General features: G+C 69.3%; 30 protein-coding genes. 16 read left to right on the top strand and 14 right to left on the bottom strand.

Annotated features, from left to right (window positions below; all coding sequences use genetic code 11):
- Together A5704_RS12955 and A5704_RS12950 are read left to right on the top strand one after the other, a co-directional pair.
- Window positions 1-410: DUF3000 domain-containing protein (locus A5704_RS12955; RefSeq protein WP_082950498.1), on the top strand; the 410-nt coding region annotated here is incomplete at its 5' end.
- Between the two features lies 1 nt (window position 411).
- Entirely contained in the window at window positions 412-1,716 is a 1,305-nt protein-coding gene (locus A5704_RS12950) for a ribonuclease D (protein WP_067748645.1), read from the top strand.
- A 144-nt stretch (window positions 1,717-1,860) separates the two neighbouring features.
- On the opposite strand, the gene dxs is transcribed toward A5704_RS12950, so the two are convergent.
- From dxs to A5704_RS12930, 4 genes are all read right to left on the bottom strand, one after another.
- Complete coding sequence (dxs, locus tag A5704_RS12945; protein ID WP_067748642.1) at window positions 1,861-3,774, bottom strand: 1-deoxy-D-xylulose-5-phosphate synthase; 1,914 nt, start codon at window positions 3,772-3,774, stop codon at window positions 1,861-1,863.
- A 57-nt stretch (window positions 3,775-3,831) separates the two neighbouring features.
- On the bottom strand, window positions 3,832-5,295 hold the full coding sequence (locus tag A5704_RS12940) for a cation:proton antiporter (RefSeq protein ID WP_067748640.1): 1,464 nt from the start codon (window positions 5,293-5,295) through the stop codon (window positions 3,832-3,834).
- Between the two features lie 169 nt (window positions 5,296-5,464).
- Entirely contained in the window at window positions 5,465-6,685 is a 1,221-nt protein-coding gene (locus tag A5704_RS12935; protein ID WP_369807380.1) for a class I SAM-dependent RNA methyltransferase, read from the bottom strand.
- Window positions 6,685-8,679, bottom strand: coding sequence for an APC family permease (locus tag A5704_RS12930; RefSeq protein ID WP_067748638.1), 1,995 nt, complete (start codon window positions 8,677-8,679; stop codon window positions 6,685-6,687). Before A5704_RS12930 ends, A5704_RS12935 begins: the two co-directional genes overlap by 1 nt.
- Window positions 8,680-8,808: 129 nt before the next feature.
- Here A5704_RS12930 and A5704_RS12925 point away from each other — a divergent pair, with 129 nt between their 5' ends.
- Complete coding sequence (locus A5704_RS12925) at window positions 8,809-9,477, top strand: TrkA family potassium uptake protein (RefSeq protein WP_156669900.1); 669 nt, start codon at window positions 8,809-8,811, stop codon at window positions 9,475-9,477.
- A 12-nt stretch (window positions 9,478-9,489) separates the two neighbouring features.
- Window positions 9,490-10,167: a TrkA family potassium uptake protein gene (locus A5704_RS12920; RefSeq protein WP_067268952.1), complete on the top strand. Its 678-nt coding sequence runs from the start codon at window positions 9,490-9,492 to the stop codon at window positions 10,165-10,167.
- A gap of 100 nt (window positions 10,168-10,267) precedes the next feature.
- Here A5704_RS12920 and A5704_RS12915 read toward each other — a convergent pair whose 3' ends face one another.
- Window positions 10,268-10,909 carry a DUF3159 domain-containing protein gene (locus A5704_RS12915; RefSeq protein WP_231969081.1) on the bottom strand — a complete coding sequence of 214 codons (642 nt, stop codon included), beginning with the start codon at window positions 10,907-10,909 and terminating at the stop codon, window positions 10,268-10,270.
- A 74-nt stretch (window positions 10,910-10,983) separates the two neighbouring features.
- On the bottom strand, window positions 10,984-11,352 hold the full coding sequence (locus tag A5704_RS12910) for an OB-fold nucleic acid binding domain-containing protein (RefSeq protein ID WP_067268953.1): 369 nt from the start codon (window positions 11,350-11,352) through the stop codon (window positions 10,984-10,986).
- A gap of 136 nt (window positions 11,353-11,488) precedes the next feature.
- Between A5704_RS12910 and A5704_RS12905 the strand changes: the two genes are divergently transcribed.
- Window positions 11,489-12,190, top strand: coding sequence for a serine aminopeptidase domain-containing protein (locus tag A5704_RS12905; RefSeq protein ID WP_067780638.1), 702 nt, complete (start codon window positions 11,489-11,491; stop codon window positions 12,188-12,190).
- A gap of 10 nt (window positions 12,191-12,200) precedes the next feature.
- Here A5704_RS12905 and A5704_RS12900 read toward each other — a convergent pair whose 3' ends face one another.
- The gene (locus tag A5704_RS12900) at window positions 12,201-12,950 is read right to left on the bottom strand and encodes a DUF3710 domain-containing protein (protein WP_067889290.1); all 750 of its coding nucleotides are present in this window, start codon (window positions 12,948-12,950) and stop codon (window positions 12,201-12,203) included.
- Window positions 12,950-13,414 (bottom strand): dUTP diphosphatase, encoded by a 465-nt coding sequence (gene dut / locus A5704_RS12895; RefSeq protein ID WP_067780641.1) that lies wholly within the window; start codon window positions 13,412-13,414, stop codon window positions 12,950-12,952. The genes A5704_RS12900 and dut overlap by 1 nt, the downstream gene beginning before the upstream one ends.
- A 25-nt stretch (window positions 13,415-13,439) precedes the next feature.
- Here dut and A5704_RS12890 point away from each other — a divergent pair, with 25 nt between their 5' ends.
- Window positions 13,440-13,925, top strand: a complete 486-nt coding sequence (locus tag A5704_RS12890; protein WP_067889287.1) for a DUF3093 domain-containing protein — start codon at window positions 13,440-13,442, stop codon at window positions 13,923-13,925.
- A 4-nt stretch (window positions 13,926-13,929) separates the two neighbouring features.
- On the opposite strand, the gene A5704_RS12885 is transcribed toward A5704_RS12890, so the two are convergent.
- A complete protein-coding gene (locus A5704_RS12885) occupies window positions 13,930-14,232 on the bottom strand; it encodes a DUF4193 domain-containing protein (protein WP_007171590.1) in 303 nt (100 codons plus the stop codon).
- Between the two features lie 181 nt (window positions 14,233-14,413).
- Here A5704_RS12885 and cei point away from each other — a divergent pair, with 181 nt between their 5' ends.
- Window positions 14,414-15,064, top strand: coding sequence for an envelope integrity protein Cei (gene cei / locus A5704_RS12880; protein WP_067749854.1), 651 nt, complete (start codon window positions 14,414-14,416; stop codon window positions 15,062-15,064).
- Window positions 15,065-15,071: 7 nt separating this feature from the next.
- Here the strand turns inward: cei and A5704_RS12875 are convergent, their stop codons facing one another.
- Window positions 15,072-15,950: an inositol monophosphatase family protein gene (locus tag A5704_RS12875; RefSeq protein ID WP_067780644.1), complete on the bottom strand. Its 879-nt coding sequence runs from the start codon at window positions 15,948-15,950 to the stop codon at window positions 15,072-15,074.
- Window positions 15,951-16,053: 103 nt separating this feature from the next.
- Between A5704_RS12875 and ppgK the strand changes: the two genes are divergently transcribed.
- From ppgK to A5704_RS12860, 3 genes are all read left to right on the top strand, one after another.
- Entirely contained in the window at window positions 16,054-16,863 is an 810-nt protein-coding gene (ppgK, locus tag A5704_RS12870) for a polyphosphate--glucose phosphotransferase (RefSeq protein WP_067780647.1), read from the top strand.
- Window positions 16,864-17,039: 176 nt separating this feature from the next.
- Complete coding sequence (locus tag A5704_RS12865) at window positions 17,040-18,545, top strand: RNA polymerase sigma factor (RefSeq protein ID WP_082954851.1); 1,506 nt, start codon at window positions 17,040-17,042, stop codon at window positions 18,543-18,545.
- 91 nt (window positions 18,546-18,636) lie between these two features.
- On the top strand, window positions 18,637-19,044 hold the full coding sequence (locus A5704_RS12860; RefSeq protein WP_067749849.1) for a RidA family protein: 408 nt from the start codon (window positions 18,637-18,639) through the stop codon (window positions 19,042-19,044).
- Here the strand turns inward: A5704_RS12860 and A5704_RS12855 are convergent.
- Window positions 18,993-19,358 (bottom strand): DUF952 domain-containing protein, encoded by a 366-nt coding sequence (locus A5704_RS12855; protein WP_067749848.1) that lies wholly within the window; start codon window positions 19,356-19,358, stop codon window positions 18,993-18,995. The two genes, A5704_RS12860 and A5704_RS12855, sit on opposite strands and share 52 nt — an antisense overlap.
- A gap of 136 nt (window positions 19,359-19,494) precedes the next feature.
- On the opposite strand from A5704_RS12855, the gene A5704_RS27650 reads away from it, so the two are divergent.
- The gene (locus A5704_RS27650; RefSeq protein ID WP_007171575.1) at window positions 19,495-19,680 is read left to right on the top strand and encodes a hypothetical protein; all 186 of its coding nucleotides are present in this window, start codon (window positions 19,495-19,497) and stop codon (window positions 19,678-19,680) included.
- A gap of 65 nt (window positions 19,681-19,745) precedes the next feature.
- Window positions 19,746-20,717, top strand: a complete 972-nt coding sequence (locus A5704_RS12850; protein ID WP_067749847.1) for a YihY/virulence factor BrkB family protein — start codon at window positions 19,746-19,748, stop codon at window positions 20,715-20,717.
- Between the two features lie 22 nt (window positions 20,718-20,739).
- On the opposite strand, the gene A5704_RS12845 is transcribed toward A5704_RS12850, so the two are convergent.
- A complete protein-coding gene (locus A5704_RS12845) occupies window positions 20,740-20,979 on the bottom strand; it encodes a DUF3039 domain-containing protein (protein ID WP_044485021.1) in 240 nt (79 codons plus the stop codon).
- 45 nt (window positions 20,980-21,024) lie between these two features.
- Between A5704_RS12845 and A5704_RS12840 the strand changes: the two genes are divergently transcribed.
- The 3 genes from A5704_RS12840 (at window position 21,025) to ideR (ending at window position 23,376) form a co-directional block, all read left to right on the top strand.
- Window positions 21,025-21,450 (top strand): DUF3099 domain-containing protein, encoded by a 426-nt coding sequence (locus tag A5704_RS12840; protein WP_369807392.1) that lies wholly within the window; start codon window positions 21,025-21,027, stop codon window positions 21,448-21,450.
- 150 nt (window positions 21,451-21,600) lie between these two features.
- A complete protein-coding gene (gene sigB, locus A5704_RS12835; protein ID WP_040623889.1) occupies window positions 21,601-22,560 on the top strand; it encodes a sigma-70 family RNA polymerase sigma factor SigB in 960 nt (319 codons plus the stop codon).
- Window positions 22,561-22,686: 126 nt separating this feature from the next.
- Window positions 22,687-23,376, top strand: coding sequence for an iron-dependent transcriptional regulator IdeR (gene ideR, locus A5704_RS12830; RefSeq protein WP_067268966.1), 690 nt, complete (start codon window positions 22,687-22,689; stop codon window positions 23,374-23,376).
- A gap of 21 nt (window positions 23,377-23,397) precedes the next feature.
- Here ideR and A5704_RS12825 read toward each other — a convergent pair whose 3' ends face one another.
- Window positions 23,398-24,456, bottom strand: coding sequence for a DUF4192 domain-containing protein (locus A5704_RS12825; RefSeq protein WP_067749845.1), 1,059 nt, complete (start codon window positions 24,454-24,456; stop codon window positions 23,398-23,400).
- Window positions 24,457-24,567: 111 nt separating this feature from the next.
- Between A5704_RS12825 and sthA the strand changes: the two genes are divergently transcribed.
- Entirely contained in the window at window positions 24,568-25,983 is a 1,416-nt protein-coding gene (gene sthA, locus A5704_RS12820) for a Si-specific NAD(P)(+) transhydrogenase (protein ID WP_067749858.1), read from the top strand.
- Here sthA and A5704_RS12815 read toward each other — a convergent pair.
- Window positions 25,980-26,819 (bottom strand): serine protease, encoded by an 840-nt coding sequence (locus A5704_RS12815; protein ID WP_067749844.1) that lies wholly within the window; start codon window positions 26,817-26,819, stop codon window positions 25,980-25,982. The genes sthA and A5704_RS12815 overlap by 4 nt on opposite strands.
- Window positions 26,820-26,941 lie beyond the last annotated feature (122 nt).

The raw sequence follows: 26,941 nt of genomic DNA, 5'->3' as shown, positions 1-26,941 counted from the left end.
GGTCCGACGGCGACGCCTTCGGCCGACTCATCCTGCTGTACGACCCGGAAGGCGCCGACGCGTGGGACGGCACCATCCGGCTGGTCGCCTACATCCAGGCCGACCTGGACCCCAGCGAGGCCGTCGACCCCCTGCTGCCCGAGGTCGCCTGGAGCTGGCTGGTGGACGCGCTCGAGTCCCGGATGGAGCAGGTCACCGCCCTGGGCGGCACCGTCACCGCCACCACGTCAGTGCGCTACGGGGACATCTCCGGGCCCCCGCGCGCCCACCAACTGGAGCTGCGGGCGTCGTGGACGGCGACCACGCCGCAAGTCGGCGTCCACGTCGAAGCCTTCTGTGAGGTACTGGAACACGCGGCGGGCCTCCCGCCGACCGGCGTCACCGATCTGAGCTCCCGGTCACGCGCCTGACATGTGCGAACCGGATGCCCCCGGGCCCGGCAGCACTGCGCCCGACAACAGCGAGCCCGACAATCCCGAACCCCAGCCCACGCCGCTGCTGCACCCTGCCGAAGGAATTCCCGACCTCTCGGTGACCGCCCGGCAGATCCAGGAGGCCGCGAAGCTCCTGGAGCGTGGGCGCGGACCGTTCGCCGTGGACGCCGAGCGGGCGTCGGGGTTCCGGTACTCCAACCGGGCCTACCTGATTCAGATCCGCCGGGCCGGCGCCGGCACGGTGCTCATCGACCCGGTCAGCCACGGGGCCGACCCGGTGGAGGCGCTGCGGCCCGTCGCCGAGGTGCTGAGCGAAGACGAATGGATCCTGCATTCCGCCGACCAGGACCTGCCCTGCCTCGCGGAGGTCGGCCTGCGGCCGCCGGCTCTGTATGACACCGAGCTCGCCGGGCGGCTGGCCGGTTTCGAGCGGGTGAACCTGGCGACGATGGTCGAGCGACTGCTGGGGTCCGGACTGGCCAAGGGCCACGGCGCGGCCGACTGGTCCAAGCGCCCGCTACCCGAGGAATGGCTGAACTACGCGGCGCTGGACGTCGAGCTGCTCATCGAGCTGCGCGCCGCGATCGCCGACGTCCTGGACCAGCAGGGTAAAACCGGTTGGGCCGCAGAGGAATTCGACTACCTACGGGCGGTGGGGTCCAGGGACCCCAGCGCCGCGGCGCGACCCGACCGGTGGCGCCGCACGTCGGGCATCCACCGGGTGCGCGACCAGCGGGGGCTGGCCGCGGTTCGCGAGCTGTGGCTGACGCGCGACCGCATCGCCCAGCGCCGCGACATCGCCCCGCGGCGCATCCTGCCCGACTCGGCCATCATCGAGGCCGCCCTCGCCGACCCGAAGACGATCGAGGACCTCACCGCGTTGCCGGTGTTCGGGGGACGCAATCAACGCCGCAGCGCCGCCACCTGGCTGGGGGCGCTGGAGGCGGCCCGGCAAACCAAGAATCCGCCCGTCGACGCCGAACCGCCCAACGGCCCGCCTCCGCCGGCACGCTGGAGCCGGCGCAAACCCGAGGCGGCCGCACGGCTGGAGGCGGCGCGGGCGGCCCTGTCGCGGGTGTCGGAGCAGGTCCACGTCCCCACCGAAAACCTCGTCTCGCCCGATTTGGTGCGCCGGTTGTGCTGGGACTGGGAGCCGGCGCCCGATCCCCTCGACGCCGTCGAGACGTTCCTGCGCGCCGGGCAGGCCCGGCGGTGGCAGCGGGAATTGGTGGATCCCCCGCTGGCGCAGGCGCTGCAGCCCCCGGCCGAGGCCGGCGATTAGCTCGGGGCGTTCACGCATCGAGGGTGAATCGTGGGCATTGCTGGTGAGCGCTGGGCGGAGAAATCGGCGAGATCCCGCCGTGAGCGCACACTCAACGCCCCGAATGCACTCGCGACGATGGTGGGTGGCGACCCGCTCCGCTGACTAGTCGAGGTGTTCGCGGATCTCCGCTTCGGTGACGGAACTGCCCAAGGCGGCCACCCAGCCGGTGACGCGGCGGGCCACGTCCTGATCGGTCAACCCGAGGTCGGCCAGCAGCTCACCCCGCGAGGCGTGCTCGTAGAACCGCTGCGGCAGGCCGACGTCGCGGCACGGAACGTCGATCTCGGCGTTGCGCAACGCGGCGGACACCGCCGACCCGACGCCGCCGCTGACCCCGTTGTCCTCGCACGTGACGACCAGTTTGTGTTGCGCGGCGAGTTCGAGCACCCCGTCGGACACCGGTAGCACCCAGCGCGGGTCGATCACCGTCACGCCGATCCCCTGGTTGTGCAGCCGCTTGGCCACCTCCAACGCCATCGGGACGAACGCGCCGACGCCCACCAGCAGCACATCGTGGTTCAATCCGGCGGCCGGCACCGCCAGCACGTCCACGCCCGAGCGCCGCTCGAGCGCCGGAATGTCTTCGCCCACATCGCCTTTGGGGAACCGCAGGGCGGTCGGGCCGTCGTTGACGTCGAGGGCCTCGCCGAGCTCCTCGCGCAGCCGGGTGGCGTCCCGGGGCGCGGCCACCCGCATGCCCGGGACGATGCCAAGCATCGACATGTCCCACATGCCGTTGTGGCTGGCACCGTCCGAGCCGGTGATGCCGGCGCGGTCCAGCACCATGGTGACGGGCAGCTTGTGCAACGCCACGTCCATCATGATCTGGTCGAAGGCGCGGTTGAGGAACGTCGAGTAGATGGCCACCACGGGGTGCATGCCGCCCATCGCCAGGCCCGCGGCCGACGTCAGCGCGTGCTGCTCGGCGATGCCGACGTCGAAGAGACGATCCGGGAACTGTTGGCCGAAGGCGCTGAGCCCGGTCGGGCCCGGCATCGCCGCGGTAATGGCCACGATGTCGCGGCGCTTCTTGGCGTAACCGATGAGCGCGTCGGAGAAGGTGGCGGTCCAGCCGGGCCCGGCGACCTTGGTGGCCTGCCCGGTGACCGGGTCGATCACGCCGCAGGAGTGCATCTGCTCGGCCTCGTCGTCCTCGGCCGGGCCGAAGCCCATGCCCTTACGGGTGACGACGTGCACGATCACCGGCCGGCCGAAGCCGCGGGCGTGCCGCAGCGCCATCTCGACCGCGCGTTCGTCGTGGCCGTCGACAGGGCCGACGTATTTCAGCCCGAGGTCGGTGAACAGCAGCTGCGGGGACAGCGAGTCCTTGATGCCGGCCTTGACGCTGTGCATTAACCGGTAGGCGAGCTCGCCGAAGAACGGCATCGAGCGCACCGCGTCGCGGCCCTTCTCCAGCGCCTGCTCGTAGGCCGGCTGCAGCCGCAGGGTGGCCAGGTGGTCGGCGACACCGCCGATCGTCGGCGCGTAGCTGCGGCCGTTGTCGTTGACCACGATGATCACCGGCCGGCGCGAGGCCGCGATGTTGTTCAGCGCCTCCCAGCACATGCCGCCGGTGAGCGCGCCGTCGCCGACCACCGCGACCACGTGCCGGTTGCGGTGGCCGGTCAGCTCGAACGCCTTGGCCAGGCCGTCCGCGTACGACAGGGCGGCGCTGGCGTGGCTGGACTCGACCCAGTCGTGTTCGCTCTCGGCGCGCGACGGATAGCCCGACAGGCCGCCCTTCTTGCGCAGGCTCTCGAAGTCCTGGGCGCGACCGGTCAGCATCTTGTGGACGTACGCCTGATGGCCGGTGTCGAATACGATCGGGTCGTGCGGCGAGTCGAACACCCGATGCAGCGCCAGCGTCAGCTCGACGACGCCGAGGTTGGGCCCCAGGTGTCCCCCGGTGGCAGCGACCTTGTGAATCAGGAACTGGCGAATCTCGGCGGCCAGTTCGCGCAGCTGCGGTTGGGACAGGTGTTGCAGATCAGCGGGCCCGCGGATCTGTTCCAGCATCCCGATAGTCTACGCAGCGTCCGCGGGAACGACAGGGAAGCAGCGGAGCCGCAAGGCCTACGAGCGGCCGAAAAGCTCGGCCAGGCTGTCGCGAAGTTCGGGATCTGCCAGGACAACGACCTCGTCACCGGCCCGAAGCTCGGTGTCGCCCCGCACGGGCACCAGGCCGGTGGTGCGGACCACAATGCTCACCCAGATGTCGCCGACCCGGTCACTGAGGCCCTCGACGGTGCACCCCTCGGCGGTCGACCCGCGGGCGACGCTGAAGCGATGGACGCCCTGCGGTTCGTCCGCGAGCCGGACCCCGATCTGCCACGGCTGGGTCTCCACGGTCCGCATCGGTAGCCGCAGCAGCCGGGCCACACCGGGCACGGAGCTGCCCTGCACCAGCACGGAGAAGATGACGACGATGACCACGATGCCGTAGAGGCGTTCGGCGCCGGGGACGTGGGCGGCCCGAAGGAACTCGCCCAACAGGATCGGCACCGCCCCCTTGAGCCCGGCGTAGAGGACGAAGATGCGTTCGTTGCGTCGCAGCCGGACCGGAACCAGGCACGAGCCCACCGCCAGCGGCCGGATCAACAATGTCAGCGCGACACCGAGTGCGACCCCGGGAATCCACACGTCCGGGTGGGCCAGGACGTTGATGTCCACCGTCAGGCCGAGAAAGGCGAACGCGACGATTTCGGCCAGCCCCGCCAGGGCGGCGTGGAACCGCTTGATCTCCGGCTTGTACGGCGCACGAGCGTCGCCGATCACGATGCCGGCGACGAATACGGCCAGGAACCCCGAGCCGTGCGCGAGCGTCGCGATGCCGTACAGCATCAGGCACGACGCCAGCGTGCGCAGCGGGTAGAGGCCTTCGCTCGGCAGGGCGACCCTTCGCATGAAGACGAGCAGGGCCCGGCCGCCGATCACCCCGACGGCCAGCCCGACCGCCATCTGGAGAACGAATTGCGTTCCCACACCGGCGAATCCGGCCGCGCTCAGGCCGCCCGCGGCGATCAGGCTGGACATCAGGGAGATGCCGACCGGGTCGTTGGCGCCGGACTCGCCCTCCAAGATGGTGCTGCTGCGGCCCCGGATCTCGCGTTTGCCCAGGACCGAGAAGACGACGGCGGGATCAGTGGGGGCCACGGCCGTGGCGACGAGTACCGCCGGGAACCAGGCGATTCCGAACGCGTAGTGCACCACCAGGGCCGCCCCGGCGGCGGTCAGGGCGGTCCCCAACACGCCCACCGACAGGATCGGGATGGCGGCCGCGCGGAACCGCGATGGCCCGATGTGCATGCCGCCGTCGAACAACACCAACACCAGCGCGATCGTGATCACCCGCTCGACGGTCGGCTCGGACGGCGACTGCACCGCCGGCACCGCGTGTACAACCACGGCGGCCCCGACCAGCACGAGCAGGGGCACCGGGATCTTGACCCGCTCGGTGAGGCGGTTCGCCAGGACGGCGACCAAACCGACTGCGCTGCAGAACAAAATGATCAGCGCGTAACGAAGAGTCTCGGTCACGATGGCCGCCGTCCGATACCGCTTGATGCGTCGGCGGGCGCGGCCCGCTCTTCGATGGTAGGCACCTAAGCCTTTCGGTTGGTCGACGGGGACATCGAGGACATCGCCGACCAGACTTCCCGGCACACCGTGACGGAGTCTATCGGCTGCGGCGCCCTTCCTCTAATCGCTAGCGGGTCAACAGTGCTACGCACTCGGTGTGATGCGTGAGCGGGAACGCGTCGAAGACCTTGATTTTCTCGACGGCATAGCCCTGGCCGAGATAGAGGCCGATGTCGCGCGCGAAAGACGCCGCCTCGCAACCGATGTGCACCACCCGCGGAACCCCGGCCGCCGCCAGCAGCTCGATGATTTCGCGCCCCGCACCCGCCCGGGGCGGGTCCAGCACCGCCACATCGGCGCTCGAGCGTTGCGCGCCGAGCGCCCGGCGCACGGAGTCGGTGACGACCTGCACCTGCGGCAGGTCGTCCAGCGCGGCGCGGGCGGACCGCGTCGCCGCGCGGGAGGTGTCCACGCTCAGCACCCGCCCGGACTCGCCCACCGCCGCTCCCAGCGCCGCGGCGAAAACGCCCGCGCCGCCGTACAGATCCCAGGCGGTCGCGCCCGGCCCGGGCTGCGCCCAGTCGGCGACCAGCCGGCTGTACACCGCCGCCGCGCAGCGGTGCGCCTGCCAGAATGCCGTCACCGGGATCTGCCAGCTGCGCCCGTCCACCCGCTGGATCGCCTCGTAGCCGCCCTCCACGACCTTGGTCGCTGTCCGTTTGCCCTGCCGCAGCGTGCGCACCACGTGGCGCGCGCCGTCGTCGTCGACGACTACGTGCAATTGGGCCGTCGGGGGCCAGTCCGATTGGGCGAGCCCGTCGAGCATGCCGGACGGTAATTGCGCGCAGCGCAGGTCGGTCACCAGATCGTCGCTGTGATACCGGTGAAACCCGGGCCGACGGTCCGCGCCGACATCGAGCCGGACCCGCGTGCGCCACCCCGTCGGCCCGGAATCCGACAGCGGTTCGGCCTCGCCGGCCCAGTGGTGCCCGCCCAGCCGCTCCAGCTGGTTGGCCACCACCTGGGCCTTGAGGACCAGCGCCGCCTCCGGCGCGGCGAACGCCAGGTCGCAACACCCGGCCCCGTCCACCCCGGCGATGGGGCACAGCGACTCGACGCGGCCGTCGGCCGGTTCCAGCACCTCGAGGGTCTCTGCGTGCCAATAGGATCCGCGGTCGGCGGTCACCCGGACCCGCACTCGCTCGCCCGGCAGCGCGTAGCGGACGAACACCACTCGCCCTTCGTGGTGCGCCACACAGCTGCCGCCGTTGGCCGGGGCGCCGGTCACCAGCGTGAGTTCCTCACCCGCGGGCAGCACCGCGCTGGGTCTGCGAGGCGATTCGCGCATCAATCGAAGATTCCCCGACGGGTGTCCCCCGGGGCCACATGCGGCTGCAGCGTCTGCAGCCGCTCAGACGAATTCAGTTGCCACGGAACCGAAGTCACCATCACGTTGGGCATGAACAGCAGCCGGCCCTTGAGCCGCAGCGCGCTTTGGTTGTGCAGCACCTGCTCCCACCAATGCCCCACCACGTACTCGGGGATGAACACGGTGACGACGGTGCGCGCTGATTCCTTACTGACCCGCTTGACGTAATCCAGTATGGGACGGGTGATTTCGCGATACGGCGACGCGATCACCTTCAGCGGCACGCTGATGTCGCTTTCCTCCCACTGGTGCACCAGCTCGCGGGTTTCGCCGTCGTCGACGCTGACGGTGAGCGCCTCGAGAACATCGGGACGGGTCGCGCGCGCGTAGGCCAGCGCGCGCAGCGTCGGCAGATGCAGCTTCGACACCAGCACCAGGGCGTGGTTGCGGCTCGGCAGCACCACGTCGTGCTGGGCGGCGGCCTGCTCCTCCAGCTCCCTGGTGACGGTGCCGTAGTGCCGGTGGATCATCTTCATGATCAAGAACAGCAAACCCATCGCGAAGAGCGCGATCCACGCGCCGGCGACAAACTTCGTGACCAGGACGACCAACAGAACGGCGCCGGTGGAGAGCAATCCGACCGTGTTGACGACGCGGGAGCGCATCATCTTGCGGCGCGCGCGGGGGTCGGTTTCGGTGCGCAGCAACCGGGTCCAGTGCCGCACCATGCCGATCTGGCTCAGCGTGAAGGAAATGAACACGCCGACGATGTACAGCTGGATCAGTGCGGTGACCTCGGCGCGGAACGCGATGATCGCCAGCAGCGCCGCCCCGGACAGGAACAGGATGCCGTTGGAGAACGCCAACCGGTCGCCCCGCGTGTGCAGCTGGCGCGGCAGATAACTGTGCTGCGCCAGGACCGAACCCAGCACCGGGAAGCCGTTGAACGCCGTGTTGGCCGCCAGCACCAGGATGAGCGCGGTGACCGTTGCGATCAGCAGGAAGCCGATGTGGAAGCTGCCGAAGACCGTTTCCGCCAGCTGGGTGACCAGCGTCTTCTGGTAGTAGCCGGGCGGCGCGCCGGTCAATTGCCGGGCGGGATCCTCGACCAGCTGCACCCCGATCTGCTGGGCCAGCACGATGATGCCCATCAGCAGGGCCACCGCGATCCCGCCCAGCATCAGCAGCGTCGTCGCCGCGTTGCGCGACTTGGGCTTCTCGAATGCCGGAACCCCGTTGCTGATCGCCTCCACCCCGGTCAGCGCCGCGCAGCCCGAGGAGAACGAGCGCGCCACCAGGAATGCCAGCGCGAAGCCGACGACCTGACCGTGCTCGGCGTGCATCTGAAAGCCGGCCGACTCCGCGCGCAGCGGGTTGCCCAGCACGAAGATCCGGAACAGGCCCCAGCCGATCATGATGAAGACGCCGACGATGAACGCGTAGGTCGGAATGGCGAACGCCACGCCCGACTCGCGGATTCCGCGCAGGTTCAACGCCATCACCAGCAGGATCGAGGCCACGCAGAACCAGACCTTGTTCTCGGCCACGATCGGGATCGCCGAGCCGATGTTGGCCATCGCCGACGCCGTCGAAACGGCCACGGTCAGAACGTAATCCACCATCAGCGCGCTGGCGACCACCAGTCCGGCGGTGTCACCGAGGTTGGTGGTGACCACCTCGTAGTCACCGCCGCCCGAGGGGTAGGCGTGCACGTTCTGCCGGTAGCTGGCCACGACCACCAGCATCACCGCGGCCACGGCGAGACCGATCCAGGGCGTCAACGCGTAGGCGGACAGGCCGGCGACCGACAGCATCAGGAAGACTTCCTCGGGTGCGTACGCCACCGAGGACAACGCGTCGGAGGCGAACACCGGCAAGGCGATCCGCTTGGGCAGCAGGGTGTGACTCAGCCGGTCGCTGCGTTGCGGCCGACCGATTAGCAATCGACGCGCTGCGGTGGAAAGTTTGGACACGAGAGCCAAGACTAAGCCCACCGGGGTGTGGCGGTAGCTTCGTAGGTGAGAATGTTTGCCGACCCGAAATCGGCTGGCCGACGTGGGTTGCCGATGGGGGCCGCAGGACGCAGCCGAGAGGATCGGAAATTGCGAGTAGTGGTGATGGGCTGTGGCCGCGTCGGTTCCTCGGTGGCCGACGGGCTGTCGCGGATCGGCCACGACGTCGCGGTCATCGACCGCGACAGCACGGCCTTCAACCGGCTCAGCCCGGAATACGGCGGGGAACGGGTGCTCGGCCAGGGGTTCGACCGCGACGTGTTGCTGCGGGCCGGCATCGAGGAGGCCGACGCGTTCGCCGCGGTCTCCTCCGGCGACAACTCGAACATCATCTCGGCGCGGTTGGCCCGGGAGACCTTCGGCGTGAAGCGCGTCGTCGCCCGCATCTACGACGCCAAGCGGGCCGAGGTCTACGAGCGCCTCGGCATCCCCACCATCGCCACCGTGCCCTGGACCACCGACCGCCTGCTCAACGCGCTGCTGCGGGACACCGAGACAGCCAAATGGCGGGACCCGACCGGCACGGTGGCCGTCGCCGAGGTAGTCCTGCACGAGGAGTGGATCGGCCACCGGGTCACCGATCTCGAGCAGGCGACCGGCGCCCGGGTGGCCTTCCTGATCCGGTTCGGAGCCGGCGTCCTGCCCGAGCCCAAGACGGCTCTGCAGGCCGGCGATCAGGTCTACGTCGCCGCGATCTCGGGCCGGGTGGCCGAGGCCGTGGCCATCGCGGCCCTGCCACCCAGCGAAGACCTCGGTTAAGGAGCGGCGAACATGAAGGTAGCTGTCGCCGGGGCCGGCGCGGTCGGCCGCTCCGTCAGTCGCGAACTCATCGGCAACGGCCACGACGTGACGCTGATCGAGCGCAACCCCGATCACGTCGACGTCGACGCCATCCCCGCCGCGCACTGGCGGCTCGGCGACGCCTGCGAACTGAGCCTGCTGGAATCGGTGCACCTGCACGAATTCGACGTGGTGGTCGCCGCAACCGGCGACGACAAGGCCAACGTCGTGCTCAGCCTGCTGGCCAAGACCGAATTCGCGGTGCCCCGGGTGGTGGCCCGGGTCAACGACCCCCGCAACGAGTGGCTGTTCACCGACGCCTGGGGCGTCGACGTGGCGGTGTCCACGCCGCGCATGCTGGCCTCACTGATCGAAGAGGCCGTCGCGGTCGGTGATCTGGTGCGGCTCATGGAATTCCGCCGCGGGCAGGCCAACCTGGTCGAGATCACGCTGCCCGACGACACCCCCTGGGGCGGCAAGCCGGTGCGCCGGCTGCAGCTGCCGCGCGACGCTTCGCTGGTGACGATCCTGCGCGGCCCGCGGGTAATCGTGCCGGAGGCCGACGAGCCGCTCGAAGGCGGCGACGAGCTGCTCTTCGTCGCGGTCGCCGAGGCCGAAGAGGATCTGCGCAAGCTCCTGCTGCCCGACGGCCCGGGGCTCGACGACTAGGACCGGTGACCCGCAGCGCCCGGCTCCGCCGCGCTCGCGATCACCGCGGACCGATGGCGGTGACCCGCAGCGCCCGGCTCCGCCGCGCTCGCGATCACCGCTAGTCGCTGACGGGATCGGCGTCGATCGGGGCGCGGGCGTCGCCGGCCGCGAGCATGGCGCGCTGCGCGGACTTGATCGCCAGGTACGTCGCCAGCGCAGCCGCCACGGTCAGCGGCCAACCCATCGCAATGCGAGCGACGGCCAGCCAACCCGTCTGATCGGCGTTGTAGAGCAGGCCCTGGACCACGAACCGGGCGGCGAAGACCAACACCCAACAGATCGAGGCCGCGTCGAGCGCGTGGACGGCCCGTGGGACGTCGCGCCAGCCGTGACCCCGCCCGGTGGCCCAGGTCCACACGTAGCCGACCAGCGGCCGCCGGATGACGACCGACGCCGCGACGACCACCGCCCACACCAACGACATCCAGATGCCCAGCAGGAAGTAGCCCTTGGACTCCCCGACGATGTAGGCGACCAGCGCGCAGATCGCGACGCCGAAGAACCCGGACACGGCCGGCTGCGGGGAATCCCGCCGGATCAGGCGCCACACCAAGACCAGGGCGGCCGCGGTCAGCGCGGAGGCGATCGCCGCGAACAAGCCCGACACGCTCGACGCAATGACGAAGATCACAACGGGCAGCGACGAATAGATGACCCCGCTGACCCCGCCGGCCTGCCGCAGCAGGCGTTCGGCGGTGATGCGGTTGACGGTCGCGCGCTCAGCCCCGCCCGACTCGTCGGGTCCCGAACTCGGCCCCCGATCGTCGGGTCGGGTCACCGCTGAATTTCGTAGTGCGGGTTGTAGATGGCCTTGGTGCCGTTCTCCAGCTTGCCCAGCCGGCCCCGCACCCGCAGCTTGCGGCCCGAGTCGATGCCGGGGATCCGGCGCTGCCCCAACCAGACCAAAGTGACGGTGTCGCTGCCGTCGAACAGCTCGGCGCGGACCCCGCCCGCACAGGCCTTGCCGTTACATTCCACGCTGCGCAGCGTGCCGACCATCGTGACCTCTTGGCCACGCTCGCAATCGATAACCCGTTGCGCGCCAGTGCTCGCGACCTCGTCGGACAACTCCTCGGAGTCGCGTTGCTCCGGCGCCTCCGTCAAACGACGGGTGAGCCGGCGCAGATATCCTTGGGCCCCCATGGCCACTCCTGACAATGCTGTTAAGCCTCGGCGCTTCACTTATGCCAACGGACACCGTAGACCTGTTGGTTCCCACGCGCCAACCGACTCAAACACCGATGTTGGAGCGCAACTGGACGCCAGGCACTATCGGGGGGTGGCTGTCGATCTGCGGGGTGTCACGACGGTGTTGTTGCCCGGCACCGGGTCCGACGACGACTACGTTCACCGTGCGTTTTCGGGCCCGCTGGGCGACGTCGGCGCGGTGCTGGTGGCCCCGCCGCCCCGGCCGGATCAATTGATCGACGGCTACGTGTCGGCCCTGGATGCCGCCGCGCGCACCGGCCCGATCGCCGTCGGCGGCGTGTCGATCGGCGCCGCGGTGGCCGCCGCCTGGGCACTGGCCCACCCGGACGACGTGGTCGCCGTCCTGGCCGCCCTGCCGGCGTGGGCCGGCGCACCGGAAGCCGCGCCCGCGGCGCTCGCGGCGCGGTATACGGCGTCGCAGCTGCGCGCTGATGGGCTGGCGGTGACGACCGGTCTGATGAGGGCATCCAGCCCGCCCTGGCTGGCCGACGAATTGGCCCGGTCGTGGCGGGCCCAGTGGCCACAATTGCCCGACGCGATGGACGAGGCGGCCGCCTATGTGGCGCCGACCCGCGCCGCGCTGGCCCGCCTGACCGTGCCCCTGGCCGTGGCGGCCGCGGTCGACGATCCCATTCATCCGCTGGGCGTCGGCGTGGAGTGGGTCGATGCCGCGCCGCGCGCGGCGCTGCGAACGGTGACGCTCGACCAGATCGGCGTGGACCCCGCCGCGCTGGGCGCGGCGTGCCTGGCCGCCCTCGCCGACGTGGGCTGACGGGTTCGGGTCAGCCGCCGGTGGTGGTGCGCAGCTGCTGCATGGCCGAGCCCTCGACGCTGCGGCGCGCGGCGGGCTCGTTAGACCCCGACTCCGCCTCGCCTTGTTGGGCCTGTTGCGCCTCGGCTTGCTGGGCGGCCGCGGCCTCCCGCAGCTGCTGCGCCATGGGCTCGGGCAGCTGCACGGTCAACGGCGTGCGCACCGGAAGGGGCGTGTCACCGCGGCGAACGACGGTGTCCGCCAACGCCGCTCGCGCCTCCTGCTCGAGCGCCTCCATGGTCTCGTGCGGGCCGTTGATGACGCAGCGGATCATCCACCGGTACCCGTCGACCCCGATGAAGCGCACCGCCCCGGAAGCCGAGCCGACCACCTCGCGGCCCCAGGGGCCATCCTTGATGCTGACTTTGGCCGAGTCCTTGCGCAGCGAATCGGCGAGCTCGCCGGCCACCTCGCGCCACAGGCCGCCCGTCTTCGGCGCCGCGTAGGCCGCGATGGTGAAGCGGCCGTTGGGCGTGACGACCCACACCGCGCTCGGAACGCCGGTCTCGGTCAGCTCCACCTGCAGCTGGCCCGCCTCCGGCATGGGAATGAGCACCGAGCCCAGGTCCAGGCGCGCCAATTCCGCGACCGAGGGGTCGTCGAAATCGTCGATGTCGAAGGGGCCCTCGAGTTCCTCGCCGTACTCGTCGTCGATCGGGTCGGCGGCAGCTTCCGCGTCCACCGGCTCGTCGCTGTCGTCGCTACGTCTCTTAAGTGCCATCACAAACTCGCATGTCCGCCGGAGGAACCGTGGCCACCGTCGCCACGGGAGGTTTCGGCCAGCCCGGCCTCGTCGAACGACGACACCTCGACCAGCTCGACCAACTCGACCCGCTGCACCAGCAGCTGGGCGATGCGGTCACCCCGATGCACCACGATCGGCTCGGCCGGGTCGAGGTTGATCAGCGCGACCTTGATCTCGCCGCGATAACCCGCGTCGATGGTGCCGGGGCTGTTGACGATCGAAAGTCCCACGCGCGACGCCAGTCCCGAACGCGGGTGGACCAACCCGACCATCCCGAACGGAATCGCGACCGCGACGCCGGTGCGCACCAGGGCGCGTCGCCCGGGTTCCAGCTTGAGGTCCTCCGCGCTGTAGAGATCCACTCCGGCGTCGCCCTCATGTGCGCGCGTGGGCAGTGGAAGCTCGGGATCGAGGCGGATGATGGCCAGACTGGTCGACACGGGGCCACAGATTACCCTTGACTGCGTGTCCGGGACGCGCGTCGCGCCGCACAGTGTGCGATATCGCGAACGACTGTGGGTGCCATGGTGGTGGTGGCCGTTGGCCTTCGGGCTGGCGGGGCTGATCGCGTTCGAAGTCAACATGGGTGTCGCCCCCCGTCCTTCCTGGCTGCCGTACGCGACGCTGTTCGCGGTGGCCGCCGGGACGCTGTTGTGGCTGGGCCGCGTGGAGATTCGGGTCACCGCCGATCCGAACGCCCCCGGCGGGGTCGAGCTGTGGGCCGGTGAGGCGCACCTGCCGGTCACCGTGATCGCCCGGTCCGCTTCGGTCGCCGCGTCGGCCAAGTCCGCGGCGCTGGGACGCCAACTCGACCCGGCGGCGTTCGTCCTGCACCGGGCATGGATCGGACCGATGATTCTGGTCGTCCTCGACGACCCGGACGACCCGACGCCGTACTGGCTGGTGAGTTGCCGCCACCCCGAGCGGGTGCTGTCGGCATTGCGCAGCTGACCTGTCAGGCTGCGCAGTCGGTACAGATCATGAGGCCGTTCTTTTCGCTGGCCAGTCGGCTGCGGTGTTGCACCAGGAAGCAGCTGGAGCAGGTGAACTCGTCAGCCTGCTTCGGAATGACGCGCACCGACAGTTCTTCCCCCGACAGGTCGGCGCCAGGCAGTTCAAAAGATTCAGCGGTTTCGGATTCGTCGACGTCAACCACGGCCGAAGCCGCCTCGTTGCGTCGTGCTTTGAGCTCCTCCAGCGAGTCCTCCGAGACATCGTCGGTCTCGGTGCGCCGTGGAGCGTCATAGTCGGTAGGCATTGCCCTATCCCCTCACATGCCCTCGTTGCTCAAGCATCGCTTTGTACCAGCGTCGAACGCATCCACCAAATGATTCGTGCCCGGATCGCGGCCCGGTTGTGTGTGATTTGCGTCACACACCCATATTGGCCCTTGCGTTCGCCTTTGAACAGTGCGTTTAGGGTGCGACTAGAGTGCACCTGTGGTCGCACAAATCACCGAGGGTACTGCCTTCGACAAGCACGGCCGGCCCTTCCGGCGACGCAATCCCCGGCCCGCCATCGTTGTGGTGGTCCTCCTGGTGGCGGCGACGGCCGTGGTGTGGACGATTGCGCTGACCCGGCCGGCCAGGGTGCACGAGGTCGCGGTGTGCAACCCACCACCGAAGGGGGCCAATTCGACGGCGGCTCAGCTCGGCGAGCAGGTGTCGCGGAGCGCGATGATGGACGTCACGCCGGCCAAGCTCAACGACGCCAAGGTCCGCGTCCTCAACGCCAGCGGCCGTGGCGGACAGGCCGGCGACGTCGCCGGCGCGCTGAAAGACCTCGGCTTCGCCCAGCCGGCCGCCGCCAACGATCCGCTCTACGCGGGCACCCGGCTCACCTGCCAGGGCCAGATCCGGTTCGGCACCGCAGGGCAAGCCACCGCGGCGACGGTGTGGCTGGTGGCGCCCTGCATGGAGTTGTTCAACGACAACCGCGCCGACGACTCCGTCGACCTGTCGCTGGGAACGGACTTCACCGCGCTGGCCCACAACGACGACATCGACGCCGCCCTCGCCGCGCTGCGCCCCGGCGCCACCGAGCCGTCAGACCCCGCGCTGCTCACCAAGATTCACTCCAGCAGCTGCTGACGAACCGTCAGTCGAGAATCGGGTCCAGGCCGTCGACCTCGTTCAGCGCGGCCAGCAGCGCGTCGGCGATTCCCGGCGCGGCGGCCAGCACCAGCCCGGCGCCCTCAATGTCGGGCGGCGGCAAGCTAACTCGCGCCCCCGCCTCGGCCGCGATCAGCGCGCCCGCGGCGCAATCCCACGGCTGCAGGCCGTGCTCGTAGAACGCGTCCAGCCGGCCCGCCGCGACCATGCACAGATCGAGCGCCGCCGAGCCGATGCGACGGACGTCGCGGACCACCGGCAGCAGCCGCGCCAACAACGCCGCCTGCGTCGTCCGGCGCTGCCGTGAATAACCGAAACCGGTGCCCAGCAACGCCATCGACAAGTCGTCGACCGCGGCGCACCGCAACGGCCGGGGGCCGTCCTCGTCGATGACGTGTGCGCCCTGGCCCACCGCCGCCGAGTAAACCCGGCCGCCGACGACGTCGGCGACCGCGCCCGCCACCGACACCCCGTCGACCTGCACGCCCACCGACACCGCGTACGCCGGGATGCCGTAGACGAAGTTCACCGTGCCGTCGATGGGATCGAGCACCCAGGTGACCGCGCCCGCGGGCGTGCCCGCCGGGTCGGCCGGGCCGCCCCCCTCCTCGCCGAGAATCGGGTCGCCCGGCCGCAATTCGGCCAGCCGATCCCGCAGCAGGCGCTCCGTTTCCGTGTCGACGACGGTCACTGGATCGGTGGGGGTGCTCTTCGACCGCACGGCGCCGTCGCCTGGAGATGGCGAGCCCGCCGCGGTCGCCCCGAACACCTCGGCGCGCCGGCGCCGTACGAACGCGGCGGCTTCCGTGGCCAACGACTCGGCCACCGCGCGCAACCGGGCGGGCTCGTCCTGAGGGCGGGTCACCGGTCTATCGCATCACAGGCGGCGCGGCCCCGCAGATACCCCGTCGCCACATCGGCACCGGGCTAAGGTGGGCGGACAGCCAAAGTCACGCCCAGGAGCTTCGATGACCAGCACCGACTCGACCACGGATTCGCCCGGCACCGGGACCGCCGTCGGCACCCCACAGCGTCGGGGATTCGGCATCGACGTCGGCGGCAGCGGCATCAAGGGCGGCATCGTCGACATGGACACCGGCGAGTTGATCGGCGATCGGGTCAAGCTGTTGACCCCGCAGCCGGCGACACCGTCGGCGGTCGCCAAGACCATCGGCGAGGTGGTCAACGCGTTCGGCTGGACCGGCCCGCTCGGGGTGACCTATCCCGGGGTCGTCACCCACGGTGTCGTCCAGACGGCGGCCAACGTCGACAAATCCTGGATCGGCACCAACGCGCGCGACATCATCAGCGCCGAGCTGGGCGGCCAGGACGTCACGGTGCTCAACGACGCCGACGCCGCCGGGCTGGCCGAGGAACACTACGGCGCGGGCAGAAACCAGTCCGGCCTGGTGGTGTTGCTGACGTTCGGCACCGGGATCGGCTCCGCGGTCATCCACAACGGCACGTTGATCCCGAACACCGAGTTCGGGCACCTCGAGGTGGGCGGCAAGGAGGCCGAGCAGCGGGCGGCGTCGTCGGTCAAAGAGAAGAACGACTGGACCTTCGAGAAGTGGGCCAAGCAGGTCACCCGCGTGCTGGTCGCCATCGAGAACGCGGTGTGGCCCGACCTGTTCATCGCCGGCGGCGGCATCAGCCGCAAGGCCGACAAGTGGCTACCGCTGCTCGAAAACCGCACCCCGGTGGTGGCTGCGGCCCTGCTCAACACCGCCGGAATAGTGGGCGCGGCGATGGCGTCGACCTCCGACGTGACGCACTGATTTTTGCCCGGCGGAGCCGTTCGACCGCTGACTGTCGTTACAATGGTCATCGGCGACCGCCCGAACGATAGCGTGCAAGTACCCACGCTGATCCAACGCCGACATCGACATAGCAGACACTTTCGGTTAACCATGCCCAATACCCACCGAAGGTGAGCCCAAACGAAGGGGTGTAAGTGGCAGCGACCAAGGCAAGCCCGGCAACCGACGCGCCGGTGAAACGGACCGCCACGAAACCCTCCCCCGCTAAGCGACCGGCGGCCAAGGCCGCTCACGGCGCCGCCCCCGCTAAGCGCGCCGCCAAGGCGGCCCCGGCGCGGCCCGCCAAGCCCGAGACCGAGGCCGGTGCCGACACCAAGAAGACCCGCGCGGCGAAGGCCCCGTCGGCCCGCGGGACGAAAGCGGCCAAGGGCGCCCCGGCGGACGCCGACGTCGACCTGGAGGCCGCCGAAGATCTCGACGACGCGGAGCTCGACGCGGAACCCGGTGAAGACCTCGAGATCGACGCCGCCGACCTGAGCCTGGACGACCTGGAAGACGACGTTGCGGCCGACGGCGAGGACGCCGACGTCGAGCCCGCCGACTCCGACGACAGCGAGGAAGAGGCCGCCGCCCCGGTCGCCGCGGCCGGCGAGGCCGCCGCCGAAGAGGACGAGGAGATCGCCGAGCCGTCCGAAAAGGACAAGGCCTCCGGTGATTTCGTCTGGGACGAAGACGAGTCCGAGGCGCTGCGCCAGGCTCGCAAGGACGCCGAACTCACCGCCTCCGCGGACTCGGTTCGCGCCTACCTCAAGCAGATCGGCAAGGTGGCGCTGCTCAACGCCGAGGAAGAGGTCGAGCTGGCCAAGCGGATCGAGGCCGGCCTGTACGCCACGCAGCTGATGGCCGAGATGGCCGAGCGCGGCGACAAGCTGCCCGCCGCGCAGCGCCGCGACATGATGTGGATCTGCCGCGACGGCGATCGCGCGAAAAACCATCTGCTGGAAGCCAACCTGCGCCTCGTGGTGTCACTGGCCAAGCGCTACACCGGCCGCGGCATGGCGTTTTTGGACCTCATCCAGGAAGGCAACCTGGGCCTGATCCGCGCGGTCGAGAAATTCGACTACACCAAGGGTTACAAGTTCTCCACCTACGCCACGTGGTGGATCCGCCAGGCCATAACGCGCGCCATGGCCGACCAGGCCCGCACCATCCGCATCCCGGTGCACATGGTCGAGGTGATCAACAAGCTGGGCCGTATCCAGCGCGAGCTGCTGCAGGATCTGGGCCGCGAGCCCACACCCGAAGAGCTGGCCAAGGAAATGGACATCACGCCCGAAAAGGTGCTGGAGATCCAGCAATACGCCCGCGAGCCGATTTCGCTGGACCAGACCATCGGCGACGAGGGCGACAGCCAGCTCGGTGACTTCATCGAGGACAGCGAGGCCGTGGTGGCCGTCGACGCGGTGTCGTTCACGCTGCTGCAGGACCAGCTGCAGTCGGTGCTCGAGACCCTGTCCGAGCGCGAGGCCGGCGTGGTACGGCTGCGCTTCGGGCTCACCGACGGCCAGCCGCGCACCCTCGACGAGATCGGCCAGGTTTACGGCGTCACCCGCGAGCGCATCCGTCAGATCGAGTCCAAGACGATGTCAAAGCTGCGCCACCCCAGCCGTTCGCAGGTCCTGCGCGACTACCTGGACTGAGCGACTCGCCGAATTTATTGGCGCGCAAGGCCACTCGTCTTCGACCGGAAAATGCGTCGCCCCGCCGCGCCGGCCGTCGTACGGTGGCGGCATGAACCGCACACTGGTCTCCTCCGGCTCCGACTTCGAGGCGGCCGTCGGCTATTCGCGTGCCGTACGGGTCGGCCCGCACGTGTGGGTGGCCGGGACCACCGGCTCCGGCCCAGCCGGCGACATCGCGACCCAGACTCGAGAAGCGTTGCGCCGCATCGAGATTGCGCTCGCCCAAGTTGGCGCGGCGCTCACCGACGTGGTTCGCACCCGCGTGTACGTCACCGACATGTCCCGCTGGGGCGAGGTCGCCGCGGTGCACGCCGAAGTGTTCGGTGACATTCGCCCGGCGGCCACCATGGTGCAGGTGTCGGCGTTGATCGCGCCCGAAATGCTGGTGGAGATCGAAGCCGACGCCTACGCGGAATCCCCGACCGGCGGGAAGGTGCCGTCGGGGCCCGGCCGGTAATCGGTGACCCGAATCACAGCGGCCGTGGGCAGCCGACCGTAGAGGTGCGGGAACAGCATCGACTCCGGATCCGTTGCCACGCCTGGCTCCCAGCGAACTTCGGAGTCCAGCAGCGCCGGGTCGACGTGCAGCAACACCAAATCATCGCGGCCGCGGTAGAGCCGGTTGGCCGGCAGATGGACCTGGCCGGGCGCCGAGAGATGGATGAACCGGCCGCCGCCGGACGTGTCGGGGCGAATCTCACCGGCCGCGCGGGCGCGGGACCACTCGTCCCGTCCGCACAGATGTACCAGCAGGTCAGGAGCGAAAGCCACGGATGATCACTGTAGAGAGTTCCTCGAAACGAAACGTTTACAGGTCGTGAGAAACGACACACCCGATAACGATCGGGGAACAACGCAAAAACCCCATACGTCTGAGAGAGTGAATCAAAGCAAGAACGGAGAAGCCATGAATGCAACTCTGACCAGTCCCGAGCTCACCCGGGCGGACCGCTGCGACCGCTGCGGTGCCGCTGCTCGAGTCCGTGCCACGCTGCCTTCAGGAGCTGAGCTTCTCTTCTGCCAGCATCACGCCAACGAGCACGAGGCGAAGCTGACCGAACTGTCCGCCGTCCTGGAGGTCAGCGGAAGCTAGTTCCGCCGAACTCACCCTTCGCCAATGTGGGCGAGTGGGGCGGTCTTCGGTAATGCTGGACGGGTATGAGCGATCAAGTCGCAAAACCGTCCCGCCATCACATCTGGCGACTCACTCTGAGGACCCTCTCGAAAAGCTGGGATGACTCCATCTTTTCCGAGTCGGCCCAGGCGGGTTTCTGGTCGGCGCTGTCGCTACCGCCGCTGCTGCTGGGAATGCTGGGCAGCCTCGCCTACGTGGCGCCGCTGTTCGGGCCGGACACGCTGACCGCGATCGAGAAGAGCATCATCTCGGCGATCCGGAGCTTCTTCTCGCCCAGCGTCGTCAACGAGATCATCGAGCCGACCATCCGTGACGTCACCGCCAACGCCCGGGGTGAGGTGGTGTCGGTCGGTTTCCTGATCTCGATGTGGGCGGGATCGTCGGCCATCTCGGCCTACGTCGACGCGGTCGTGGAGGCGCACGACCAGACGCCACTGCGGCATCCGGTGCGACAGCGGCTCTTCGCCCTGTTCCTGTATGTGGTGATGCTGGTGTTCGTGGTGTGCGCGGCGCCGGTGCTGGTGGTGGGCCCCCGCAAGGTCAGCGAGCACATCCCGGACAGCCTGGAAAACGTCCTGCGCTACGGCTACTACCCGGCGCTGATCCTCGGCCTGCTGATCGGCGTGGTCATCCTGTACCGGGTCGCGCTGCCCGAGCCCCTGCCGACGCACCGGCTGATCTTCGGCGCCGTGCTCGCCACGGCGGTCTTCCTCATCGCCACGCTGGGCCTGCGGGTCTACCTGCGGTGGATCACCAGCACGGGCTACACCTACGGCGCGCTGGCCACCCCGATCGCGTTCCTGCTGTTCGCGTTCTTCGGCGGTTTCGCCGTGATGCTGGGCGCCGAGCTCAACGCCGCGATCCAAGAGGAATTCCCGGCGCCGAAGACGCACGCGCACCGGCTGCGCAAGTGGTTGCAATCGCGCATCACACCACTGAAGGCACCGGCGGCTCCCCCGCCGGAGCCGGCGGCCGCCGACAACGCGGCGCTGTGACGGGTGCTCGGCCGCGGCCGATCTAGTCCTTCTTCATCCGGTCGTAGATCTGCTTGCAATCCGGGCAAACCGGCGAGCCGGGCTTGGCCGCCTTGGTGACGGGGAACACTTCCCCGCACAACGCCACCACGTGGTTACCCATGACCGCGCTCTCGGCGATCTTGTCCTTCTTGACGTAGTGGAAGTATTTCGGCGTATCGCTGCCGGTCCCGTCGTCGACGCGTTCGTCGGTCTCGGTGCGCTCGATCGTCTGGGTCTGCATACCCGACATTGTGCCCCGTAACTCGCTTCTGCCGGAATCGCCGTCGTGTGGGACAGTGGAAGTATGACGCGCGGCTCCGAGTTGGGGTTCGACGATGATGGCAGGCCGATCCTCATCACCGCCGCCGCACCCTCCTACGAAGAACAGCACCGAGCCCGGGTGCGTAAGTACCTGACGCTGATGGGGTTCCGGATACCGGCGCTCATCCTGGCCGCCGTCGCGTACGGCGCCTGGCACAACGGTCTGATTTCGCTGGCGATCGTGGCGGTGTCGATTCCGCTGCCGTGGATGGCCGTACTGATCGCCAACGACCGGCCACCGCGCAGCGCCGACGAGCCGCGACGGTTCGACGACGCCCGGCGGCGCACCCCGCTGTTCCCGACGGCCGAGCGCCTGGCGCTCGAGTCGCGCCGCCACCCGCAACCGGGCTGGCCCCCCGGACCGGGCGGCGACATCGGCCACTCGCACTGAGAAGGCGGTTGCCCCGACTTCTCAGGACATTCTCAGGTCGGCGGCACATTTGTGCACGTCAAGACGTGTGAGATGACAAACCGCTGGGAACTCTCAGGGCTGATCTGTCGTTGTACTCGATGACAGCACAAAGCCGAATGGGAGGTCGCTATGGCGAACGCCAGCACGAGCAGATTTGACGGCGATCTGGACGCCCAGAGCCCCGCAGCCGACCTCGTGCGCGTTTATCTCAATGGCATCGGTAAGACGGCGCTGCTGAACGCGGCGGGCGAAGTTGAACTGGCCAAGCGCATCGAGGCTGGGCTCTACGCGGAGCACCTGCTGGAAACCCGTAAGCGCCTCGGGGAGAACCGCCGACGCGACCTCGAGGCCGTGGTGCGTGATGGCCAGGCCGCACGCCGGCACCTGCTGGAAGCGAACCTGCGGCTGGTGGTGTCGCTGGCGAAGCGCTACACGGGTCGCGGCATGCCGCTGCTGGACCTGATCCAGGAGGGCAACCTGGGCCTGATCCGCGCGATGGAAAAGTTCGACTACACAAAGGGATTCAAGTTCTCCACCTACGCCACGTGGTGGATTCGCCAGGCCATCACCCGCGGCATGGCCGACCAGAGCCGCACCATCCGCCTGCCCGTGCACCTGGTCGAGCAGGTCAACAAGCTGGCGCGGATCAAGCGGGAGATGCACCAGAACCTGGGCCGCGAGGCCACCGACGAGGAACTGGCCGCCGAGTCCGGCATCCCGGTCGAGAAGATCAACGACCTGCTCGAGCACAGCCGCGACCCGGTAAGCCTGGACATGCCGGTCGGCTCCGAAGAGGAGGCACCGCTGGGCGACTTCATCGAGGACGCCGAGGCGATGTCCGCCGAGAACGCGGTGATCGCCGAGCTGTTGCACACCGACATCCGCAGCGTGCTCGCCACTCTCGACGAGCGCGAGCACCAGGTGATCCGGCTGCGCTTCGGCCTGGACGACGGCCAGCCGCGCACCCTGGACCAGATCGGGAAGCTGTTCGGCCTGTCGCGCGAGCGGGTCCGCCAGATCGAGCGGGACGTAATGTCCAAACTCCGCCACGGCGAGCGCGCCGACCGGCTACGGTCGTACGCAAGCTAAGGCCCCCGAACTAGTAGCACGACGGTATGCCCGCCGCGGACGCGGCGGGCATACTGCTTGTCGGGGAAGGGTTACACCCATTCACGCAGCTGGCCAAGTAGACTCGGCGTCGATGGAAGGTGCTGAATGAACGACCTGGTTGACACCACCGAGATGTACTTGCGGACCATCTACGACCTCGAAGAAGAGGGCGTGACACCGCTTCGCGCCCGGATCGCCGAGCGCCTCGACCAGAGTGGGCCGACCGTCAGCCAAACCGTTTCCCGCATGGAGCGCGATGGGCTCCTTCACGTCGCCGGCGACCGGCACCTCGAGCTCACCGACAAGGGCCGGGCGTTGGCCATCGCCGTCATGCGCAAGCACCGCCTCGCCGAGCGGTTGCTGGTCGACGTCATCGGTGTGCCCTGGGAGGAAGTGCACGCCGAGGCATGCCGGTGGGAACACGTGATGAGCGAGGATGTCGAACGGCGGCTGGTGAAGGTGCTCAACCACCCGACCACCTCCCCGTTCGGCAACCCGATCCCGGGGCTCCTGGACCTCGGTGTTGGCCCCGAGTCGGGCGCCGACGACGCCAACCTGGTCCGATTGACCGAGCTGCCGCCCGGTTCCCCGGTGGCCGTGGTGGTCCGCCAGCTGACCGAGCACGTGCAGGGCGACATCGACCTGATCACCCGCCTGAAGGACGCCGGCGTCGTCCCCAACGCCCGGGTGACCGTCGAGACCGGACCCGCCGGGGTGACCATCGTCATCCCGGGCCACGAGAACGTCACCCTGCCGCACGAGATGGCGCACGCCGTCAAGGTCGAGAAGGTCTGACCGCCCGGCATGGTGGTCTGGCTAGCCCGCCCGGCGGCCGAACGGCCGTCGCGGCGGTAACCGCACACCCAGCTGCTTGGCCAGCCGGTAGCCGGTGAGCGCCAATTCCCGGATGTCCTCCGGCCGCAGCCCCGACTGCAACGCGGTGTCCAGCATGCCCGCCATCCGATGCTCGGGCTCGCAGCGCAGCGCGGCCTCCAGCGACACCCCGGCCAGCGGCCCGTCGCCACGGGCGTAAGCGCTGAACGCGAGCAGTACCAGCGCCTCGACCCGCCAGGGCGGCGGCAGGGTGCGCGCCAGCAGCGCCCACAACGTTTCGGCCTCGCCGGCGTTCTCGCCGACCGCCAGGGCGTAGAGGATGTCGCGCACCTGCGCGTCGCTCAGCGCGCAGCTCAGCTTGGCCAGCTGGGTCGAGGACAGCGCCTGGCCGGCCGCGGCCCGGGCCGCGGACACCATGGCGTGTTTGACGTCGGCCCGGGCGCGTCGGGCCGGATCCGCGCGCTGGGCCGCCAGGCGCCGCGTCGCGTACCGGTCGATCACGCCGGTCAACGCGGAGCTGCGCGCCGCGTCCTCCACCGCGATGACGGCCTGCAGGTCGGCGCGGCGCGCGTAGAGCCGCCTGCCGTCGAGCACCGCCGCGGCCGCCAGCGGTGATGCGGATGGATCGTCGACCACGCCGCTCGAACCGCACCCGTCCACGCAGTGCCAGCGCCCGCCGAGCGCGACACGGTCGACCACATGGGCAGCCCACAGCTCGATACCGTTCTCAGACAACGAGTTTGCTAGTGCGTCGCACAGCTGCCGGTACTGCTCGTTGCAGCACGGGCAGTGCGCCCCCTGCTCGTTGACGATCACCGCGATCGCGGCGTCGGGACGGGCCGCGGCGGCGACCTCGGCCAGGTGCCCGACCCGACGGGTGAGCTCGTCTGAGAGGTCGACCCGCATCACCGCCCCCAGGTCGCCGCCGTCCAAAGACACCAATACCAATGAATTTTCGGGAACGAACCCGAGAACCGCCGGCAGCGCGGCGATGAGCGCGCCGGGTCGGTTGAGTTTGAAGTCAGGTCGATGCGTCGTCATGGGCACCACGCTGGCGGCCCGTGCCGTCAGCCGGTGCTCGCGGGGACGTGCGGAATCCCGCGCCTGTGAATGAACCCAGCACTGTGAGTGCTGCTGATCTACTGTTACCCCATGAGTTCGGCGCAAGAGTACGACATGGTGGTCATCGGTTCGGGGCCCGGCGGCCAGAAGGCCGCCATCGCGTCGGCCAAGCTCGGCAAGTCGGTCGCGGTCGTCGAACGTGGCCAGATGCTCGGCGGCGTGTGCGTCCAGACCGGCACCATCCCGTCAAAGACGTTGCGCGAGGCCGTCCTTTACCTCACCGGGATGAGCCAGCGCGAACTGTACGGCGCGAGCTACCGCGTCAAGGAGAAGATCACCCCGGCCGACCTGCTGGCCCGCACCCAGCACGTGATCGGCAAGGAGGTCGACGTGGTACGCAATCAGCTGATGCGCAACCGCATCGACCTGTTGCTGGGCCACGGCCGGTTCGTCGACCCGCACACCATCGAGGTCGAAGACCCGTCCCGTCGCGAAAAGTTAACCGTAAGCGGCAAATACATCGTCATCGCCACCGGCACCCGGCCGGCGCGGCCGTCCGGTGTCGAGTTCGACGAGGAGCGGGTGCTCGACTCCGACGGCATCCTCGACCTCAAATCGCTGCCCACCTCGATGGTGGTGGTCGGCGCCGGGGTGATCGGCATCGAATACGCCTCGATGTTCGCCGCGCTGGGCACCAAGGTCACCGTGGTGGAGAAGCGCAGCGACATGCTGGACTTCTGCGACCCCGAGGTCGTGGAGGCGCTGAAATTCCACCTGCGCGACCTGGCGGTGACATTCCGGTTCGGCGAGGAGGTGACCGCGGTCGACGTCGGCTCGGCGGGCACCGTCACGACCCTGGCCAGCGGCAAGCAGATCCCCGCGGAGACGGTGATGTATTCCGCCGGGCGCCAAGGCCAGACCGACCACCTCGACCTCCACAACGCCGAGCTCGAGGCCGACAACCGCGGCCGGATCTTCGTCGACGACTTCTTTCAGACCAAGGTCCCGCACATCTACGCCGTCGGCGACGTCATCGGCTTCCCCGCGCTGGCCGCGACCTCGATGGAACAGGGCCGGCTGGCCGCGTATCACGCCTTCGGGGAGCCGACCGACGGCATCACCGAACTGCAGCCGATCGGCATCTACTCCATTCCCGAGGTTTCCTACGTGGGGGCCACCGAGGTCGAACTGACCAAGAACGCGATCCCCTACGAGGTCGGGGTGGCCCGGTACCGGGAACTGGCCCGCGGCCAGATCGCCGGTGACTCCTACGGGATGCTCAAGCTGCTGGTGTCCACCGACGATCTCAAGCTCCTGGGCGTGCACATCTTCGGCACCAGCGCCACCGAGATGGTGCACATCGGGCAGGCCGTGATGGGCTGCGGCGGCACCGTCGAATACCTGGTGGACGCCGTGTTCAACTACCCCACGTTCTCCGAGGCCTACAAGGTGGCCGCGCTCGACGTGATGAACAAAGTGCGCGCGCTCAACCAGTTTCGCCACTAACAGCTGTCGTCGAGTTCTCCGGGAATCGGGTCGCCGGGGCCGCCGGCGTCCGCGCGGGCCAGCAACTGCGCGGTTCGCGCGTCGAACGGCGCCGAATACGAGACGTTCGCGGCGCAGCCACCACGCTCGAAACCACCGATCACCCCGGTGAGGATGGTGCCGCTGACCCAGGGTGCGCCGCTGGTGCCGTCCACCAACCCCTCGCACGGGAACGAGGGGAAGCCGCCCTCGGTCACCGACGTGCTGGCCTGACACCCGATGGGCGCGCCACCCACGCCGGCCGGGTAGCCCATCACGGTGACGTGGCTGCCGGGCGGCGGCGTGGTGCCCAGCGTCAGCGCCAGCCCGGCGCGGGCCTCCACCGAACCCCCGGCGTCGTTGCTCAGCCGCGCGATCGCATAGTCCGCGTTCGGATCCTTGCTCGCGCTCCAGCGGGGGTCCAGGTAGACGGCGTCGGCCTTCCACACATCGGCCGGGCCGGGTGGCGCGTCGCCGGCGAAGCCCGGCACGAAGGTGATCTTGGAGGCCCCGGCCAGGCAGTGCGCCGCGGTCATCATCAGGTTGCCGCCCGTCGAATGCACCACCGAGCCCGTGCACACGTGCAGCGGCCCCCCGTCGATGAAGATGGCGCCGACGCGCTTGTCCGGGTCCACCGGCCCCGCTACCGCCTTCTGCTGGGGCTGGCTCAGCCGCTGCGCCGGCGCGCTGCTGCGCACGGTCGGCGCCGGGGGGACCGACGCACGATCGTTCGGCGGCCGCTTGCACGACGTCACCGACGTCGCCACGGCGACCACCAAGCACAGCAACAGGGTCGGAACGCGCATCGGAATCATCATGCCTGACACCAGCGCACCGAGCAGATTCCGACGCGTCGGGGGCCACCCGACTCGGGGGCACCAAAATCAAACGGCGGTGTGAAGTTCGCGTTTAATCCTTCAGCGAACACGCCGGTCGGCGG

This window comes from Mycobacterium sp. E735, assembly GCF_001666955.1.
Taxonomy (GTDB): domain Bacteria; phylum Actinomycetota; class Actinomycetes; order Mycobacteriales; family Mycobacteriaceae; genus Mycobacterium.
This window is presented reverse-complemented; position numbering and strand designations above follow the sequence as displayed.